Origin of the sequence: Caballeronia arvi, from assembly GCF_001544695.2 — a bacterium.
Taxonomy (GTDB): Bacteria; Pseudomonadota; Gammaproteobacteria; order Burkholderiales; family Burkholderiaceae; genus Caballeronia; species Caballeronia arvi.
Genome location: NZ_FCOM02000026.1, coordinates 88,882 through 105,240 on the forward strand (window position 1 = coordinate 88,882; position 16,359 = coordinate 105,240).

15 protein-coding genes are annotated in these 16,359 nt (G+C 64.3%); 2 read left to right on the forward strand and 13 right to left on the reverse strand.

What is annotated here, in order from left to right; all coding sequences use genetic code 11:
• Positions 1–7: 7 nt before the first annotated feature.
• The 8 genes from AWB74_RS25195 to leuC form a co-directional block, all read right to left on the reverse strand.
• Positions 8–1,033 (reverse strand): ABC transporter substrate-binding protein, encoded by a 1,026-nt coding sequence (locus AWB74_RS25195; protein ID WP_061149426.1) that lies wholly within the window; start codon positions 1,031–1,033, stop codon positions 8–10.
• A gap of 11 nt (positions 1,034–1,044) precedes the next feature.
• Positions 1,045–1,800, reverse strand: coding sequence for an SDR family NAD(P)-dependent oxidoreductase (locus AWB74_RS25200; protein ID WP_061149427.1), 756 nt, complete (start codon positions 1,798–1,800; stop codon positions 1,045–1,047).
• 33 nt (positions 1,801–1,833) lie between these two features.
• Complete coding sequence (locus AWB74_RS25205) at positions 1,834–2,640, reverse strand: ABC transporter permease (RefSeq protein ID WP_061149428.1); 807 nt, start codon at positions 2,638–2,640, stop codon at positions 1,834–1,836.
• Complete coding sequence (locus AWB74_RS25210) at positions 2,621–3,475, reverse strand: ABC transporter ATP-binding protein (RefSeq protein ID WP_061149429.1); 855 nt, start codon at positions 3,473–3,475, stop codon at positions 2,621–2,623. The genes AWB74_RS25205 and AWB74_RS25210 overlap by 20 nt, the downstream gene beginning before the upstream one ends.
• Entirely contained in the window at positions 3,472–4,497 is a 1,026-nt protein-coding gene (locus tag AWB74_RS25215; RefSeq protein ID WP_061149430.1) for an ABC transporter substrate-binding protein, read from the reverse strand. Before AWB74_RS25215 ends, AWB74_RS25210 begins: the two co-directional genes overlap by 4 nt.
• A 92-nt stretch (positions 4,498–4,589) precedes the next feature.
• A complete protein-coding gene (leuB, locus tag AWB74_RS25220; protein WP_061149431.1) occupies positions 4,590–5,660 on the reverse strand; it encodes a 3-isopropylmalate dehydrogenase in 1,071 nt (356 codons plus the stop codon).
• 39 nt (positions 5,661–5,699) lie between these two features.
• A complete protein-coding gene (leuD, locus tag AWB74_RS25225) occupies positions 5,700–6,296 on the reverse strand; it encodes a 3-isopropylmalate dehydratase small subunit (protein WP_061149432.1) in 597 nt (198 codons plus the stop codon).
• A 2-nt stretch (positions 6,297–6,298) separates the two neighbouring features.
• A complete protein-coding gene (leuC, locus tag AWB74_RS25230; protein WP_061149433.1) occupies positions 6,299–7,729 on the reverse strand; it encodes a 3-isopropylmalate dehydratase large subunit in 1,431 nt (476 codons plus the stop codon).
• Positions 7,730–8,201: 472 nt separating this feature from the next.
• Between leuC and AWB74_RS25235 the strand changes: the two genes are divergently transcribed.
• Positions 8,202–8,555 carry a hypothetical protein gene (locus AWB74_RS25235; RefSeq protein WP_235024680.1) on the forward strand — a complete coding sequence of 118 codons (354 nt, stop codon included), beginning with the start codon at positions 8,202–8,204 and terminating at the stop codon, positions 8,553–8,555.
• A 40-nt stretch (positions 8,556–8,595) separates the two neighbouring features.
• Here the strand turns inward: AWB74_RS25235 and AWB74_RS25240 are convergent, their stop codons facing one another.
• The 4 genes from AWB74_RS25240 to AWB74_RS25255 form a co-directional block, all read right to left on the reverse strand.
• Positions 8,596–9,726: an amidohydrolase family protein gene (locus tag AWB74_RS25240; protein WP_061149435.1), complete on the reverse strand. Its 1,131-nt coding sequence runs from the start codon at positions 9,724–9,726 to the stop codon at positions 8,596–8,598.
• Positions 9,723–11,036 carry an MFS transporter gene (locus tag AWB74_RS25245; protein ID WP_061149436.1) on the reverse strand — a complete coding sequence of 438 codons (1,314 nt, stop codon included), beginning with the start codon at positions 11,034–11,036 and terminating at the stop codon, positions 9,723–9,725. Before AWB74_RS25245 ends, AWB74_RS25240 begins: the two co-directional genes overlap by 4 nt.
• A gap of 88 nt (positions 11,037–11,124) precedes the next feature.
• Positions 11,125–12,399, reverse strand: a complete 1,275-nt coding sequence (locus tag AWB74_RS25250; RefSeq protein WP_061149437.1) for a CaiB/BaiF CoA transferase family protein — start codon at positions 12,397–12,399, stop codon at positions 11,125–11,127.
• On the reverse strand, positions 12,396–13,379 hold the full coding sequence (locus tag AWB74_RS25255; protein WP_061149438.1) for a hydroxymethylglutaryl-CoA lyase: 984 nt from the start codon (positions 13,377–13,379) through the stop codon (positions 12,396–12,398). Before AWB74_RS25255 ends, AWB74_RS25250 begins: the two co-directional genes overlap by 4 nt.
• Before the next feature lie 164 nt (positions 13,380–13,543).
• On the opposite strand from AWB74_RS25255, the gene AWB74_RS25260 reads away from it, so the two are divergent.
• The gene (locus AWB74_RS25260; RefSeq protein ID WP_407642467.1) at positions 13,544–14,350 is read left to right on the forward strand and encodes an IclR family transcriptional regulator; all 807 of its coding nucleotides are present in this window, start codon (positions 13,544–13,546) and stop codon (positions 14,348–14,350) included.
• Positions 14,351–14,367: 17 nt separating this feature from the next.
• Here AWB74_RS25260 and AWB74_RS25265 read toward each other — a convergent pair.
• Positions 14,368–16,359 (reverse strand): MGH1-like glycoside hydrolase domain-containing protein (locus AWB74_RS25265; protein WP_061149440.1); only part of this gene is annotated, 1,992 nt, incomplete at its 5' end.

Here is a 16,359-nt window from a genome sequence, read left to right on the forward strand (position 1 = left end):
GCTCGAATCAGTGCTTGCCGGAATTCTCGACGAAGCGATTGTCGTAAGTCGCCTTCAGATCGATTCCGGCCTTGCCGATGTCGGGATCGAAGGCGGTCAGCACATCCAGCACGGTATGCGCTGCGGCGTCCGTCATCAGGCCGTCGCGCGAGATGCAGCTGCGCATGTTGCCGTAAGCGCGGGCGAAGACCGCCTTCTCGGCCAGCGCGTATTGCTGCGGCACGGCCGCGGCGACCTGCTCGGGCGTCGCCTGCGCCATCCAGCGCTCGGCTTCCAGAATCGCGTTCGTGACCGCCTGCACGGTATTCGGATATCTGGCGACGAACTCCCGCGTCGTGTAGATGGACGCCTCCGGATAGTCTCCGCCCAGCGTGGCGCGCGTACCGGCGGGATCGCGCATCACGGCCAGCGGAAAGAGATCGCCGCTGTCCTGCAGCACGGTCGCGACCGGGTCGTTGCTCATCAGGCCGTCGATCTGTCCGCTGCGCGCCGCGGCAATCGCGCCCGCCGACGAGCCCACGCCGATGATCGATACATCGCCCGGCTTGACGCCGGACTTGCTCAGCAGGTAATTCACGCCCATGTGGAAGCTCGAACCGGGCGAGCTCACGCCGATGCGCATGCCCTTCAGATCCGCGTACGTCTTGACCTTGCCGTGGCTGGCCCGCGTCACGCCGAACACCCAGCCGGGGCACGATGCCAGAGTGACGAACGACACCAGCTTCTGTCCTTTCGCCGCCATCGTGATGGTGTTGGAATACGCGCCCGCCACGATATCGGCGCTGCCGCCGATCATCGCTTGCAGAGCCTTCGCGCCGCCGCTGAACACGCCGATCTCGACGTCCAGCCCGGCCTGTTTGAAGTATCCGCGGCTGTCCGCGATGACCATCGGCAGATAGGGAAAGCCTACGCCCGCGGCGGCAAGATGAAGTTTCGGCTTCTCCGGCACGGGCGCGGCGCTGGCGGAAAGGGAATTCAGCAAGGCCGCGCCGGCGGCCACTATCGGCAATAACAGACGCCAGAACGTTCTCACGATGGCTCGTCTCAATAGGTGGCACGGCCGCCGGACAGGTCGAAAACGGCGCCGGTGGTGAACGAATTCTCTTCGCTGGCGAGCCAGGCGATCATCGCGGCCGCTTCGTGGAGTTCGAGAAAGCGCGCGCGCGGAATCTTGCCCAGCATGTAGCGGATATGCTCGGGCGACTGCTCCATCGCGCCGGGCGTGCGCGCCACGGCAGGCGTGACGCAGTTGACCGCGATATCGTGGCTCGCCAGTTCCTTGCCCAGCGATTTCGTCATGGCGATGACGGCCGCCTTGGCCGAACTGTAGGCCGCCGCATTCGGATTGCCTTCCTTGCCGGCAACCGAGGCGAGATTGACGATCCGCCCGTAGTTCTGGCCGATCATGACGGGCGCCACGGCGCGGCAGCAGTGAAACGTGCCGTTGAGGTCGATATCGATCACCTGCTTCCAGACATCGGGTGGATAGTCGGTCAGCGGTGCATTGGGCCCGACGATCGCCGCGTTATTGATCAGGATATCGATGCGTCCGGCCGCTTTCATCGTCCCCGCGACGGCTGCTTCGACGCTCGCGTAGTCGGCGATATCGACGTGCTCGAAGTGGACAGCGTGCTCGCCCAGCTCGTTGCGGGCCGTGTCCATGCCCACGGGACTGATGTCCCAGATCGCCAGCCGCGCGCCCGAGTCGAGCAGCCGGCGTCCGACCGCGAGGCCGATGCCCTGCGCGCCGCCCGTCACCACGGCGACGCGGTCCTTCAGATTGATCGCGTTGATTTGCAAAATGGTTTCCTCGAAGTTTGGCTCGCCGGTCGATCAGGCGCTCGCGGCGACGGTCTGCCCGGCAACGGGGCGCCAGCGCAGCAGGTGGTCTTCGACCATCGACACAGCCGTATCGAGGACCAGCGCGAACACGGTCAGCACCAGAATGCCCGCGATGACCGAGTTGATATCGAACACGCCTTCGGCCAGCAGGATCAGATAACCGACGCCCTTCTCCGAGCCGAGGTACTCGCCCACCACGCTGCCGACGAAAGCGATGCCGATCGCGTTATGCAGGCTGGAGAACACCCAGCTCGTCGCCGAAGGCAGGTACACATGGCGCATCAGCTGGCGCGAATTGGCGCCCAGCATGCGGGTATTGGACAGCACCGTCGGGCTGACTTCGCGGACGCCCTGAAACACGTTGAAGAACACCACGAAGAACACCAGCGTCACGCCCAGCGCCACCTTCGACCAGATGCCGAGGCCGAACCAGAGCGCGAAGATCGGTGCGAAGATGAGGCGCGGCATCGAGTTCATCGCCTTGATGAACGGATCGAACACGACCGCGAGGAACGGGTTGAGCGCGAGCCACAATCCGCACGCCAGCCCGAAGGCCGTGCCGATCGCGAACGCCAGCATGGTTTCGAGCAGCGTCGTGTACAGGTGGCGGAACACCGAGCCCGTCACGAACCACTCGAAGATGCGGCGCGCCACGCCGACCGGATCGCCGAAGAAGAACGGCGACAGCCATTTCTGCCCCGTGCCGAGCCACCAAAGAAACAGGACGCCGAACAGGATCGCCAGGCGGGTGATCAGGACCGTAAGCCGGTTGTTCGGATCAAACTCGATTGCGCGCATAGCTTTTCAGAACCTCGCCTCGAAGCACGTCCCAGATCTGGGTGTGCAGTTGCAGGAAACGCTGCGTCATGCGGATTTCCGACATCTCGCGCGGCCGCTCCAGATCGATCTCGAACTCGGCGATAGGCCGTGTGCCAGGCCCCGCCGACAACACGATGACGCGGTCCGACAGCGAAATGGCCTCTTCCAGATCGTGCGTCACGAACATGACGGACTTGCGGTCGTGCGACCACAACTGCAGCAGTTCGTTTTCCATCAGATGCCGGGTCTGGATATCCAGCGCGCTGAACGGCTCGTCCATCAGGATGATGCGGGGATTCAGCGCCAGCGCCTGCGCGAGGCCGGCACGCTTGCGCATGCCCCCGGACATCTGATGCGGATATTTCTTGCCGTGCCCGTGCAGGCCGACCCGCTCCAGCCAGCCGCGCGCCACGCCGAGCGCCTCCTCGCGCGGCATGCCGCGAAAGATCAGGCCCATCGCGATGTTGTCTTCGGCCGTCTTCCAGGGCATGAGCGCGTCCACCTGGAACAGATAGGCAGCCTGCGTGTTGAGGCCGTGCGTCAACTTCTTGCCGAACACGCTCAGGCTGCCCGACGAGGGCCGCGTCAGCCCCGCGGCCACGTTCAGCAGCGTGGACTTGCCGCAGCCCGTCGGACCGACGATCGAGACGAACTCGCCGTCGCCGATCGTCAGGCTGCCTCCGGAGACGGCGGTGTAAGTCTGCGCATGCTTGCCATTGCCGGCGAAGGTGCACGTCACGTTGTCGAAGCACAGCGCTTCGCGTCTTTCGGCCTGACCGCTGTCGAGCGGGATGCTGCACGCCGCGGTGCTCATGGCTGGATCTCCGCCGCCTTTTTGACGAAGCGGTTGTCGTAGGTCGCGGCGAGGTCGATCTTCGCCGAGGCCACCGCCGGATCGAAAGCCGACAGCACGTCACGCACGGTCTGAGCGCCCTTGGCCGTGATCTCCCCGTTTTGCGCGATACAGCGGCGGCTGTTCGTGAAGGCCTCCGCATAGAGCGCCTTGTTGTCCTCGAGGTACTCGCGCGGGACATTGTCCGCGACCTGCTCCGGCGTCGCCTTGGCGATCCACTTTTCGGCGCGCACGATCGCGTTGGCGACGGCCTGCACCGTCTTCGGATTCTTGTCGATGAAATCCTGCGTCGCGAACAGGCTCGACTCGGGGTAATCCGAACCGAACACCTTCACGTTGCCGTCGGCGGTGCGCATGTTCTCCAGCGGCTTGAGGCTGCCGTCCTTCGTCAGGATCGTCGCGCTCGGATCGTTGACGATCAGCGCATCGACTTGTCCCGCCCGCACCGCCGCGACGGCGCCGGCCGCCTGCCCCACGCCGATGATCGACACGTCCGAAGACTGCAGCCCCGCCTTGTGCAGAATGTAATTGACGGCCATGTGCGTGCTGGAACCCGGCGCGCTCACGCCGATGCGCATGCCTTTCAGGTCCTTGGGCGACTTGACTTCGGCCTGGCGTTTCTGGGACACGCCGAAGATCCATCCCGGACAGATGACCTGCGCCGCCACCACGACGAGATGCTGACCCTTGACGGCCATCGTGATGGTGTTCGAATAGGCGCCCGCCACCATGTCGGAGCTGCCGCCCAGCAGGGCTTCCAGCGTCTTCGAACCGCCGGAGAATGCGGCGATGCTCACGTCCAGCCCTTCGTCCTTGAAGTAGCCGCGCTGCTTGGCGACGAGCATCGGCAGATAGGTGATGCCTACCGAAGCCGCTGCGATGTGCAACTCGGGCTTCTCGGGCACATCTTTGGCCACGGCCGAGCCGGACCCGCAGGCAAGCTCGAACGCTGCGCATAGCGCGATGGCAAGTTTTAGCTTCATGGTTGTCTCCTCCCTTTCAAGGGATATTCTGGTGCGACGAACTGCCTGCGATGGACCGGCTCCCTGCTCCTGATTTCGCGACGCGCTCTCCTCTAGGCTGCCTGCTTGCGCAGCGCCTCGACGACTGCATCGCCCATGTCACGGGTGCCGATGCATTGCGTGCCGTCCTGCTGGATATCGGCGGTGCGGTAGCCCGCGGCGAGCACGGCGCGCACGGCCCGCTCGACGCGGCTCGCGGCCGCTTCCATCTCGAAGCTCTCGCGCAGCATCATCGCGAGCGACAGAATGGCGGCGAGCGGATTGGCGATATCCTTGCCGGCGATGTCCGGTGCCGAGCCGTGCACCGGCTCGTACAAACCCTTGCGCTCATAGCCCAGCGAGGCCGATGGCAGCATGCCGATCGAGCCGGTCAGCATCGCGGCGGCGTCGGAGAGTATGTCGCCGAACAGGTTGCCGGTGACGATCACGTCGAACTGCCTGGGCCGGCGCATCAGCATCATCGCGGCGGCGTCGACGAAGAGATGGCTCAGCTCGACGTCGGGATAATCCCGCCCGACCCGCGTGACCACCTCGCGCCACAACTGGCTCGCCTCCAGCACGTTGGCCTTGTCCACCGAGCACAGTTTGTGATGACGGCGGCGCGCGGCCCGAAAGGCGGCGTGCGCGACGCGCTCGACCTCGGATTCGGCATAGCGCATCGTGTTGAAGCCGACCCGCTCGCCCGCCTGATTGGTCTCGAAGCCGCGCGGCTGGCCGAAATAGGCGTCGCCGTTCAGCTCGCGCACGATCACGAGATCGAGTCCATCGACCACTTCCGGCCGCAGCGTCGAAGCGCCGATCAGCTCCGGAAACATATAGGCCGGGCGGAAATTGGCATACAGGGTCAGCGCTTCGCGCAACTGCAGCAGGCCGGTGCCGGGACGACGTTCGCGCGGGATGTCGGCTTCGTCGGCCACGCCTACCGCGCCGAACAGGATGGCGTCGGCCTTGCGCGCGAGCTCGAGCGTCGGCTCGGGCAGCGGCACGCCGTGCGCCTGAATGCCCGCCTCGCCGACGGGCGCTTCCTGTGTCTCGGCGTGCGGCGCCACGACTTGCAGCACCTTGAGCGCCTGCGCCACGACTTCGGGACCGATACCATCACCTGGCATGACTGCAATCTTCATCTGAACTCCTCCTTGGTCGATAGTGGGAAGAACGCGCCTTCAATACGGTCCGGCGCGGCTGCGCTCGAAGGCATCGATGCGGTCCTGATGCGACAGCGTGTAGTCGATCTCGTCCATGCCGCGCAGCAGGCACGCCTTCGCGAAAGGCTCCATGTCGAAGGCATGGACGGAGCCGTCGGGCAAGGTCGCGGTCTGTGCGGGCAAGTCGATGGCGATGCGGCTGCCGGGGCTTGCCAGCAAACGGTCCAAGAGCGGCAGGACCACGGTCTCCGGCAGCACGATGGGCAGCAGCCCGTTCTTCAGGCAGTTGATGAAAAAGATGTCGCCGAAGCTCGGGGCGATCGCCGCGCGGATGCCGTAGTCGTACAGCGCCCACACCGCGTGTTCGCGCGACGAGCCGCAACCGAAGTTGTGATTCGCCACGACGATGCGCGACGCGCGGTAAGACGGCTGATTGAGAATGAAGTCCGGCCGTTCCGTGCCGTCGGGGCCGAAGCGCATCGAACGAAACAGGAACTGGCCGAAATCGTCGGAACGGGGTTTTTGCAGGAAACGCGCGGGCAGGATCTGGTCGGTATCGCAGTCGATGGCGACGATCGGGGCCGCGACTGCGTCGAGGTACGTCAGGCTTTCCATGCTCAGGCTCCCAGGAGGCGGCGGACATCGGTGAGACGTCCGGTGACTGCGGCGGCGGCCGCCATCGCCGGGCTCATCAGATGGGTGCGCACGCCGGGCCCCTGCCGGCCCACGAAGTTGCGGTTCGACGTAGACGCACAGCGCTGGCCGGGCGCGGCGATATCGCCGTTGGTCGCGAGGCACATCGAGCAGCCGGGAAAGCGCCACTGAAACCCCGCCTCGATGAACACGCGGTCCAGCCCTTCGGCCTCGGCCTGCGCCCGCACTTCGTGCGAGCCCGGCACCACCCACGCCTCGACGCCCGCTGCGATGTGACGGCCGCGCGCGACCTCGGCCGCGCTGCGCATGTCCTCGATGCGCCCGTTGGTGCACGAGCCGATGAACACGCGGTCGATCGTCACGCCTTCCAGCGCCTCGTCCGCGTTCAGTCCCATGTAGTCGAGCGCCCGCGACATCGCGGCGCGGAGATCGGGATCAGGCTGCTGCGCGGGGTCGGGCACGCGCCGGTCGATGGCGCAGGCATAGCCGGGCGTGGTGCCCCACGTCACCATCGGCGCGATGCCGGCCACGTCGATATGCAGTTCGCGGTCGAAGCTGGCGCCGGGGTCGGTGAACAAGGTGCGCCAGTGCGTCATCGCCCGGTCCCATTGCTCGCCCGCGGGCGCGTAGGGGCGCCCGGAGAGATACGCGAACGTAGTGTCGTCCGGCGCGATCATGCCGGCGCGGCCGCCCGCCTCGATGGTCATGTTGCACAGCGTCAGCCGGCCTTCCATCGACAGGCCGGCGATCGCGGAGCCGGCATATTCGATCACGTGCCCCACCGCGCCCGCCACGCCGATCCGCGCGATCACGGCAAGGATCAGGTCCTTGGCGCTGACGCCCGGTCCCGGCGCGCCATCGAGCGTGACGCGCATGTTGCGCGACTTGCGCTGCCACAGGCATTGCGTGGCGAGCACGTGGGCGACTTCGGTGGCGCCGATGCCGAACGCCAGCGCGCCCATCGCGCCGTGTGTCGACGTGTGGCTATCGGCACAGACGACGGTCATGCCGGGCAGGCTCAAGCCCTGCTCGGGCCCGACGATATGCACGATGCCGCGCCGCGGATCGTTCATGCCGAACAAGGTGATGCGCGATTCGGCCGCATCGCGTTGCAGGGCCTCGATCATCGCGCGCCGCTCGGGGTCGGTCACGGCTGCGATGTCGTTTGCCGCGCTGGACACGTAGTGGTCCGCCGTGCCGAAGATGCGCTCGGGTGAACGCGGCCTGAGCCCGCGCTGGCGCAGCAGATCGAACGACTGCGCGGTGACGTCGTGAATGTAGTGCCGGTCGATGAACAACAGGTCCTGTCCATCGTCGCGCGACATCACGCGGTGACTGTCCCAGATCTTGTCGTAAAGCGTGCGCGGCCTCGCCGTCGCTGGGTCGAGTTGCATTGCTTCGTCTGGCTCCGTGAAGTCGGTGCGGTGGAAGCATCATGCAGCAGGCGAGCCGGCTTGTTCGTGGTCATTCGGCAAGGCACCATCGCGGATCGCGATGACGGGATCGCAGGAGGATCGGCGCGTCCGGACGTCGCCACGCCAGAGGGACGACGCGCATAGGTATCCGAATCAAGCCCGGAACGAACGATCATTCGGACGGACCCGCCGATCATCGCGTCCACTGGAACTTTCAATTCGAAAGCCCTATAACACTATGCATCGACCCGGGGTATCAACGGAACAGGTTGCAGCGGCGTCCGGAGGTGCAATCATGGAAAGGCTTTGCCATCGCCTATGCACGACGACGGTTTTCGTTTGCGCAACTGTATTCGCGACGATCGACATCGCATGGTCGCAGGCGATTCCGAAACAAGGACCGATCGATGTCACCTTTACCGCTGTCGGGCGTGATGTAAAGGAAATCCCCGTGGGCAGCGACAACGCCGTCTACCTGTTCGAAGCGACGATGGCTTTCACCAACAACAGCAAAACGCCCTTGATGCAAAACGTCACGGCGCGCTGCGTGGAAGCGGGATTCAGCGCCGCCGGCGCGAACGGCTACTGCGTCTTCACGGACAAGGACGGCGATAACTTCGTCGAAACCTTCAGCCACGCGGCGGGGACTATCGCGGGAAAGGCGGTGCTGGGGCAAGGCACGGGCAAGTACAAAGGCATCAAAGGCGAACTCGACTGGCAACAGGTGCTCTCGCTGCCGGCCGAAAAAGGCGCGTTCAACTTCGTCGGCAAGAAGACCGGCAGCTATCGCATCACCGCGGACTGACTGAGCGGTCGATCGATGCGCCGGCCTGCGGGCCTTTCATTCAGGAGAGCCGGTAGACCTTCGTCACCGTTCCCCGGAACAACGCTTGCCGCTCCGCCGCACTCGCTTGCATCGTGAGTCGCTTGAATGCGTTCCAGCCGTTGTTGAACGGGTATGAACCCTTGTCCACCGGGAAGTTGCTTTCGAACATGCAGCGATCGGCGCCGAACGTTTCGATGCACGTGAGCATCCACGGCTTCCACGTTTGCGCGAGTTGAATCGATGTCGGCGGACGTTCGCCCTTCTCGAAGTCGAATCCGTTGATGCGCATCCCCAATCCGCCGACCTTCACGAACACATTGGGTAACTGCGCGAGCTCGCGCATCGAGCGCGCCCATGTGTCGAATACTTCCTTGCGCTGGTCCGTATAGCTCGCAATCCGCACGACGCCGCCGCAGTGATTGATGATGAAGGGCATGTCGGGATAGGCCTTCGCCAGATCGAACAGTTCGGGAAGTTGCGGGAAGAACAGCCACGCGTCATACGACAGTCCGAGTGACCCGAGCTGCGCCACGCCCGCGCGATATGTGGGATCGAGCAGCAGCCCGCGCGGCGCGGCCGACAGCGGATTGACGAGCGAGGGGTCCGCATCCCAGGTCGCGAGATGCCGCACGCCGCGCAGACGGCCGTCGCCCGCCGCGAGCTCCGCCTCGAGCACGTCGCGAACGGCCGCACCGCGCCGCAGATCCGCATGTCCGACGATTCCCTTGGCAACCTGCGGCTTGTCCTTCTGCAACGGCGCGGTGACATCGGCGACGTATTCGACTTCGCCTACCGGACGCAGCGGTTCGGGGCCCGACTGCCGATAACGCGTGAGCGCCTGCATGTAGACCGACGCGGTGATGTTGTGGCCGGATCGCGCATCGTCGAGATATTCCTCGAGCAGATAGGTCCAGCCGGCGCGTTCATAGAAATGATGATGCGCGTCGACGATCGGCATCTCCGGTTCGAGCGCCGCCTCCGTGCCGGACGCGAGCCACTCCGCCCGAACGGGAAGGTAGTTGCTGGTTGTGCTCATGCTGCGCGATTCCTCTTTTGCGTATGCGCGGCGCGATGTCAGCGCCGGGATCATGACCGATGCGGCGGCCGCGCCGAGAAGCTGGCGTCGTCGGGGGGAGCGAAGCGGATTCATCGTGCATCCCCCTTGTCGAAGGCAAACAGCGAGAGCGTCAGCAAGGTCGTGACCGCGAGCACGATCGACAAGCCGATCATCCCCGCCGTGAACGTACCGAAGCTATCCTTCAGATAACCCACGAGGTACGGGCCGGCAAACCCGCCCAGTGCGCCGATCGAATTGATGAGCGCCAGTCCGCCCGCCGCAGCCTGACCGGACAGGAATCTCGCAGGCAACGTATAGAAGATCGTGCGTCCCGCAATCGTGCCGATCAATGCCAGCGTGATGCCGGTCATCGCGGGAATCAGTTGATGGAAATACGTCGACACGCCGAGCGCCACCGCGCCGATGAAGAGCCCGGCCGCGAGATTCGCGATATGACCGCCACGACGATCGACGCGCTTCGCCCACCAGAGCAACGCGATGGTCGCAAAGAAGTAAGGCACGGCGGACACCCAGCCGGTCTGCGTCATGCTCATGCCGTGCGCCTTGAGCATCTGCGGTAGCCAGATGCCGATACCGTAGGAACCCATCGTGAAGCCGAACGAGATCATCGCGAGGAGGTACATGCGCACATCCTTCAGCGCGGCGGCGAAGTTCTTCTTCTTTTGGCTCGCCGCGCCTTCCCGGTCGAAGGCGCCTTGCAGCGCCCGGCGCTCTTCGGGCGAGAGCCATTTCGCATCGGCGGGTTTGTCGGCGAGCATTTTCAGCACGAGAAAACCGAGCACGCACGCGGGCAGACCCTCGACGATGAACATCCACTTCCAGCCCGCCAGTCCGAGAAAGCCGTCCATCTGGAGAAGCCATGTCGACAGCGGTCCGCCGACGAGCGACGAAAGCGGCGTCGACACGGTGAACCACGCGAGCACGCGCGTCCGGTAACTCGCGGGAAACCATACGGCGAGGAAGAAGATCACGCCCGGAAAGAAGCCCGCTTCGCCGATACCCAGAAGCAGCCGGATCGCGTAGAAGCTGGTCGGCCCCACGGCGAGCGCCGTCGCCGCCGCGAAGAAGCCCCACGTGATCATGATGCGGGCAAGCCAGCGGCGCGCGCCGAATCGATACAAGGCGAGGTTGCTTGGCACCTCGCACAGGCAGTAGCCCGCGAACATGATGCCGGCGCCCCAGCCGAACTGCGTTGCCGTCAGACCGAGATCGCGGTTCATCGTCAGCGCCGCGAATCCGACGCTCGTGCGGTCCAGATAGTTGAAGAAGTAAGCGAGCGCAAGGAGCGGGATGAAGCGCCACGCGGCTTTTCTCACCGCCTGCTGTTCGAGCGTGGAATCGGCGGCGCTATCGGCTGCCAGGTTCGAGGATAGGGATGTCATGCTTTGTCTCCGGGCGGATCGCCGGGCGCGCGACGTCATGCCGACTCGCGCGACCGCGTTTTGCTGTTCTGCTGTCTGTTTTTCGATGTCAGGCGCTGGCCAGTTCGTTCGCTGAAGGATTCGCTGTATCGCCCGGTTGCCGGTCCTGGCACCTGACGACGCCCGCTTCGGTCAACTGCCTCAACTCTTCGGGCGTGTACCCGAGTTGCGAAAGCAGCGCCCGCGTGTCCTGGCCCAGCGAAGGCGGCGCGGCCCGCAGGTGCAGGCGCTCGCCGCTCAACGTCAGAGGCAGCAGCGCCGTCTTCGTCGACACCGATCGCCCTGCGCCGCTCGCGTCGGGCGGCAAGGTCACGTCGGCCAGCCCGCCCGTTGCAAGCAGATGCGGATCGTCGAACAGGTCTTGCGGCTTCGTGATCGGCGCGTAAGGCAATCCGCAGCGCTCGAAGGTCGCGCTGATCTCGGCGGCGCTGAATTGCTCCATGTGCTTGCGAAGCTGCGGCAGCAGCCAGTCGCGCGCCTGCACGCGCTGATTGTTGGTGGCGATCCGTTCGTCCGCTTTCAGCGCGGACAATCCGAACGCATCGCAGAACAGCGCCCATTGCGTATCGGACACGACCGCGAGGAAGATCTGCTCGCCGTTTCTCACCGAGAACACGTCGTAGACGGCCCACGCGGAAATGCGGCTCGGCATCGGCGCGGCGGCTTTGCCGGTCACGGCGAACTGCATCATGTGCTGAGCGACGAGGAAAACGTTGTTCTCGAACAAGGCGCTCTGCACTTCCTGACCGCGTCCGGTGCGTTCACGCTGCGCGAGCGCGGCCATCGCGCCGATCGCGCCGAACATGCCGCCCATGATGTCGTTGACGCTCGTTCCCGCGCGCAGCGGCCGGTCTTCGGGACCGGTCATGTAGGCGAGGCCGCCCATCATCTGCACGACTTCGTCGAGCGCGGTGCGATGATCGTAAGGGCCAGGCAGAAAGCCCTTGTGCGACACGTAGATCAGCCGCTCATTGAGCTTCGACAACGCTGCATAGCCGAGGCCGAGCTTATCCATCGTGCCGCTCTTGAAGTTCTCGCTGAAGACATCGGCGCCGGCGAGCAGCTTGTGCACGATCTCGACGCCGCGCGGATCCTTCACATCGACGGCAATGCTCTTCTTGTTACGGTTGAACGTGCTGAAAAAGCCCGCGCCGGAGCCGCGCAGCGCGCGCGTGCTGTCGCCGGAAATCGGCTCGACCTTGATGACTTCGGCGCCGAGATCCGCCAGCACCATGCCGCACGTCGGACCCATAACCATGTGCGTCATCTCGACGACGCGCACGCCGCTATACGGCAGAGATTGATTCGCTTGCGTTTCGCTCATTGCGCCACTCCCAGCAAACAGCCTTCCGGCTGGGGCGCGCTCGGTGCGCGCCCGTCCGCATACGTGAAGCCTTTCGGCAATCCGGCGTCCTGCACATGTCCGTACAGCGCCTCGCCCGGCAGCGCTTCTGCGAGAATCGCGCGCGCGGCGATCAGCTTGTCGATGTCGATGCCCGTGTCATAGCCCATCGCTTCGAGCAGGAACGCGAGGTCTTCCGTCACGATGTTGCCGGTCGCGCCCGGCGCGTAGGGACAGCCGCCGAGGCCGGCCTGGCTCGCATCGATCGTGGTCACGCCGGCATCGAGCGCCGCGACGACATTGGCCAGGCCCTGACCGCGCGTGTTGTGGAAGTGCGCGCCGCCCGCCTTCGCTCCGAACTCCGATTGCAGGCGGCGAAACAGGCGCCGCACCTGAACCGGATTGGCATAACCGCTCGTATCCGAAAGGCCGATCTCGTCGACGCCGCATTCGGCCATCGCCGCGCACATGCGCATGGTCTCTTCATCGGTGACGACGCCCGCGATCGTGCAGCCGAACGCAACCGACACGCCCGCTTCGATCTGCACGCCCGGAAACTGCTCGTCGCGCAGCGCGACGATGTTGCGCACCTCTTCGATCATCTGTTCCGTCGTCTTGCGGATGTTGGCCATCGAGTGCTCGTTCGTCACCGACACCGGCAGCGTCACTTTGTGGACGCCTGCTTCGAAGGCGCTCTGCGAGCCGCGCAGATTCGGCGCGAGAACCGCGACATGCAGACCGGGAATCGAAAGCGCATGCGCGACGACTTCGCGAATGTCGGCCATCTGCGGCAGAAGCTTCGGCGGGACGAACGAGCCGACCTCGATCTCCCTGAGTCCCGCTGTGGCGAGCGCGGAGATCCAGCGCAACCTCGCTGCGGTCGGCATGACGGTTTTGATGCTCTGCAGACCGTCGCGCGGCCCGACTTCACTGACCAGCACGTTTGGGCGGAAAACATCCATCGTTCGCTCCTTGAAGTTCCATCTGATAGACCCGTGTTCTGTTGAAGAGAACTATAGGCGCGACCATGTGACGTGGTAAGACGGGTTTACCCCTCGATTTCAGAACTTGAGTTCTGCTGGATAGAACCGTACAGTGATGGGGTGATCAGCGGAGGATAAGAAAGGTGGTTTCGACGAAAGAACAGGCGCCCGATACGGGCGAGGTTTCCAGCGGCGTCGCCGTGCTGGATCGCGCGTTCGCGATCCTCGATGCGTTCGGAGCAACCGACGACCGGTTGACCCTCACGGAGCTTTCACGGCGAACCGGTCTGTACAAGAGCACGGTCTTGCGATTGCTCGGCGCACTGGAGCACGGCGGCTTCATCAGAAAACTGAGCGACGGGCAGTATGCGATCGGCCATCAGCCGTTGCGGCTGGCGTCGCTTTACCAGCGGTCCTTTCAGGTCGGACCGGTCGTGGAGCCATTGCTCCAGCAGTTGAGCAGAGAGCTCGGTGAAACCGCGTCTTTCTATGTGCGGCAGGGTGACTATCGGCTGGTGTTGTATCGCGTGGAGCCGTCGCGGAGCGTGAGGGTATCGGTACGTATCGGGGAAGAATTCGCGATCGACAAGGGCGCGTCCGGCAAAGTGCTGCTCGCTTTCACGGAACCGCAGGACGCACGATGGGACGACATTCGGGCCCAGCTCTGGGCGGTTTCATACGGCGAACGCGATCCGGAAACGGCTTCCGCTTCAGTGCCGGTCTTCGATTCGACGGGCGAACTGGTGGGCGCCCTGACCTTGTCGGGTCCGCGCGGAAGATTCGATGATCCGGCCACGATCGACGCCGCCTTGAAGACGCTGCTGGGCAGCGCCAGGCGGGCGACGGTCGCACTGGGTGGCGGCGGAGCCCGGTACGACGCGAGCATCGCGAGTTTCGCCCATGTCGCGTCGCCCCTCACGAAAGATGCGGACACCGGCGGCACCGGTTAGGCGTCAAGTCGCCCTTCTCAACCGCTGGCCGCATCCGCGCCAGCAACCGGTAACTCGATGAACGCCGCAGCTCTTCCCGCTTGCAGAAACTGCTCTGGCGTCGTCGTGGCGAACAGATGCATCGCCCGGCTGATGATGCCCGTCCAGCCGGTCTGGTGGCTGGCGCCGAGTCCCGCGCCGTTATCGCCGTGGAAGTATTCGTAGAACAGCAGGCAATCACGCCAGTGCGGGTCTTCCTGAAACTTCCGGTTGCCGCCATGCACCGGCCGGTGGCCGTCGCTATTGCGCAGGAAGATGCTCGACAACCTTCGGGTGATCTCTTCAGCGACTTCATAGAGCGTCATCCGATGTCCGGAGCCGGTCGGGCATTCCACCTTGAAGTCGTTGCCGTAGTAGCTGAAATACTGCAGCAGCGCGCGGATGATGAGACCGTTCACGGGCATCCAGACCGGGCCGCGCCAGTTGGAATTGCCGCCGAACATGCCGGTGTCGGACTCCGCCGGCAAGTACGCAACGCGATATTCCTGTTCACCCATGCGGTACACGTAAGGATGATCCGCGTGATACCGGGACAGCGAGCGGATACCGTGCGGGCTCAGAAACTCGTTCTCATCCAGCATCTTCGACAGCACGCGCCGCAGGTTCTTTTCGTTGAGGATCGAAGCGAGGCGGCGATCGGCGACGCCCTTCGACGTCATGTCGTGAATGGAAGCCATGATCTGCGGACGCGCCGCGAAGAACCGCTTGAGATTCTCGAAGGCATCGGGATAACGCTCCGTCAGCGCGCCATCGAACGAGGTGACGGCGCATAGCGGCAGCAGTCCCACCATCGAGCGCACCTTGAGCCGCTCGGCGCGGCCATCGGGCAATCTCAGCACGTCGTAAAAGAACCCGTCTTCTTCGTCCCACATGCCGCTGCCCTCGCCGGTGCGCAGCATCGACGATGCAATCCACAGGAAGTGGGACACGAACTTCACGCACATGTCCACATAAGCAGGATTGTTCAGCGCGAGCTGCACGGCGATCTCGAGCATGTTCTGGCAGAACAGCGCCATCCATGCGGTGCCGTCCGCCTGTTCCAGATATCCGCCCGTTGGCAGCGGTGCGCTTCGATCGAAGACGCCGATGTTGTCGAGACCGAGAAAGCCGCCTTCGAATACGTTGTTGCCCTCCCGATCCTTGCGGTTCACCCACCACGTGAAGTTGAGAAGCAGCTTGTGAAAGGACCGTTCGAGCCAGACGAGATCGCCGCGCCCGTAGCGATATTGCTCGAGACGATACGCAAAGATGGTCGCCCATGCATGCACCGGCGGATTGACGTCGCCGAAATTCCACTCGTAAGCCGGAAGCTGTCCGCTCGGATGCAGATAACGCTCCCGCAGCATCAGGTCGAGCTGCTGCTTGCCGAAGTCTTCGTCCACGAGTGTGAGCGCGAGGACATGAAAGGCCAGATCCCACGTCGCATACCACGGATACTCCCATTTGTCGGGCATCGAGACGATGTCCGCGTTGTACATGTGATGCCAGTGATAGTTGCGCGGCGCGCGCCGCTTCGGGTCGAACGGATCGGAGCCGCGTTCGGTCAGCCATCTGTCGACGTCGTAGTAATAGAACTGTTTCGACCACATCATGCCGGCGAGCGCCTGACGCATCACATTCGTTTCGTCCGCATCGAGCGATGCCGGAATGACCTTCGCATAGAACTCGTCCGCTTCGCGATGGCGCGTTTTCAGTGTTTCGTCGTAGCCGCTGCCGAACGCTTCGCTGTATCCGTTCTCTGCCGAAGCCTCGTGCTCGCGCGTATCCCGGACGAGGCGCATGCGCAAAACGTGTGACGCACCCGGTCCGACCATCAGCGAATAATGCGCGGCGGCCTTCGTGCCACGTTTCTCCGGATTCACGGCCGCTTCCTGTCCATGCACGATGCAGCGATCGATGCCGTCCTTGACGTAAGGCGTGCGGTTCGCGGTGCCATCGAGGCGCTCGGTATTGGTTTCGTTTTCGGTGAA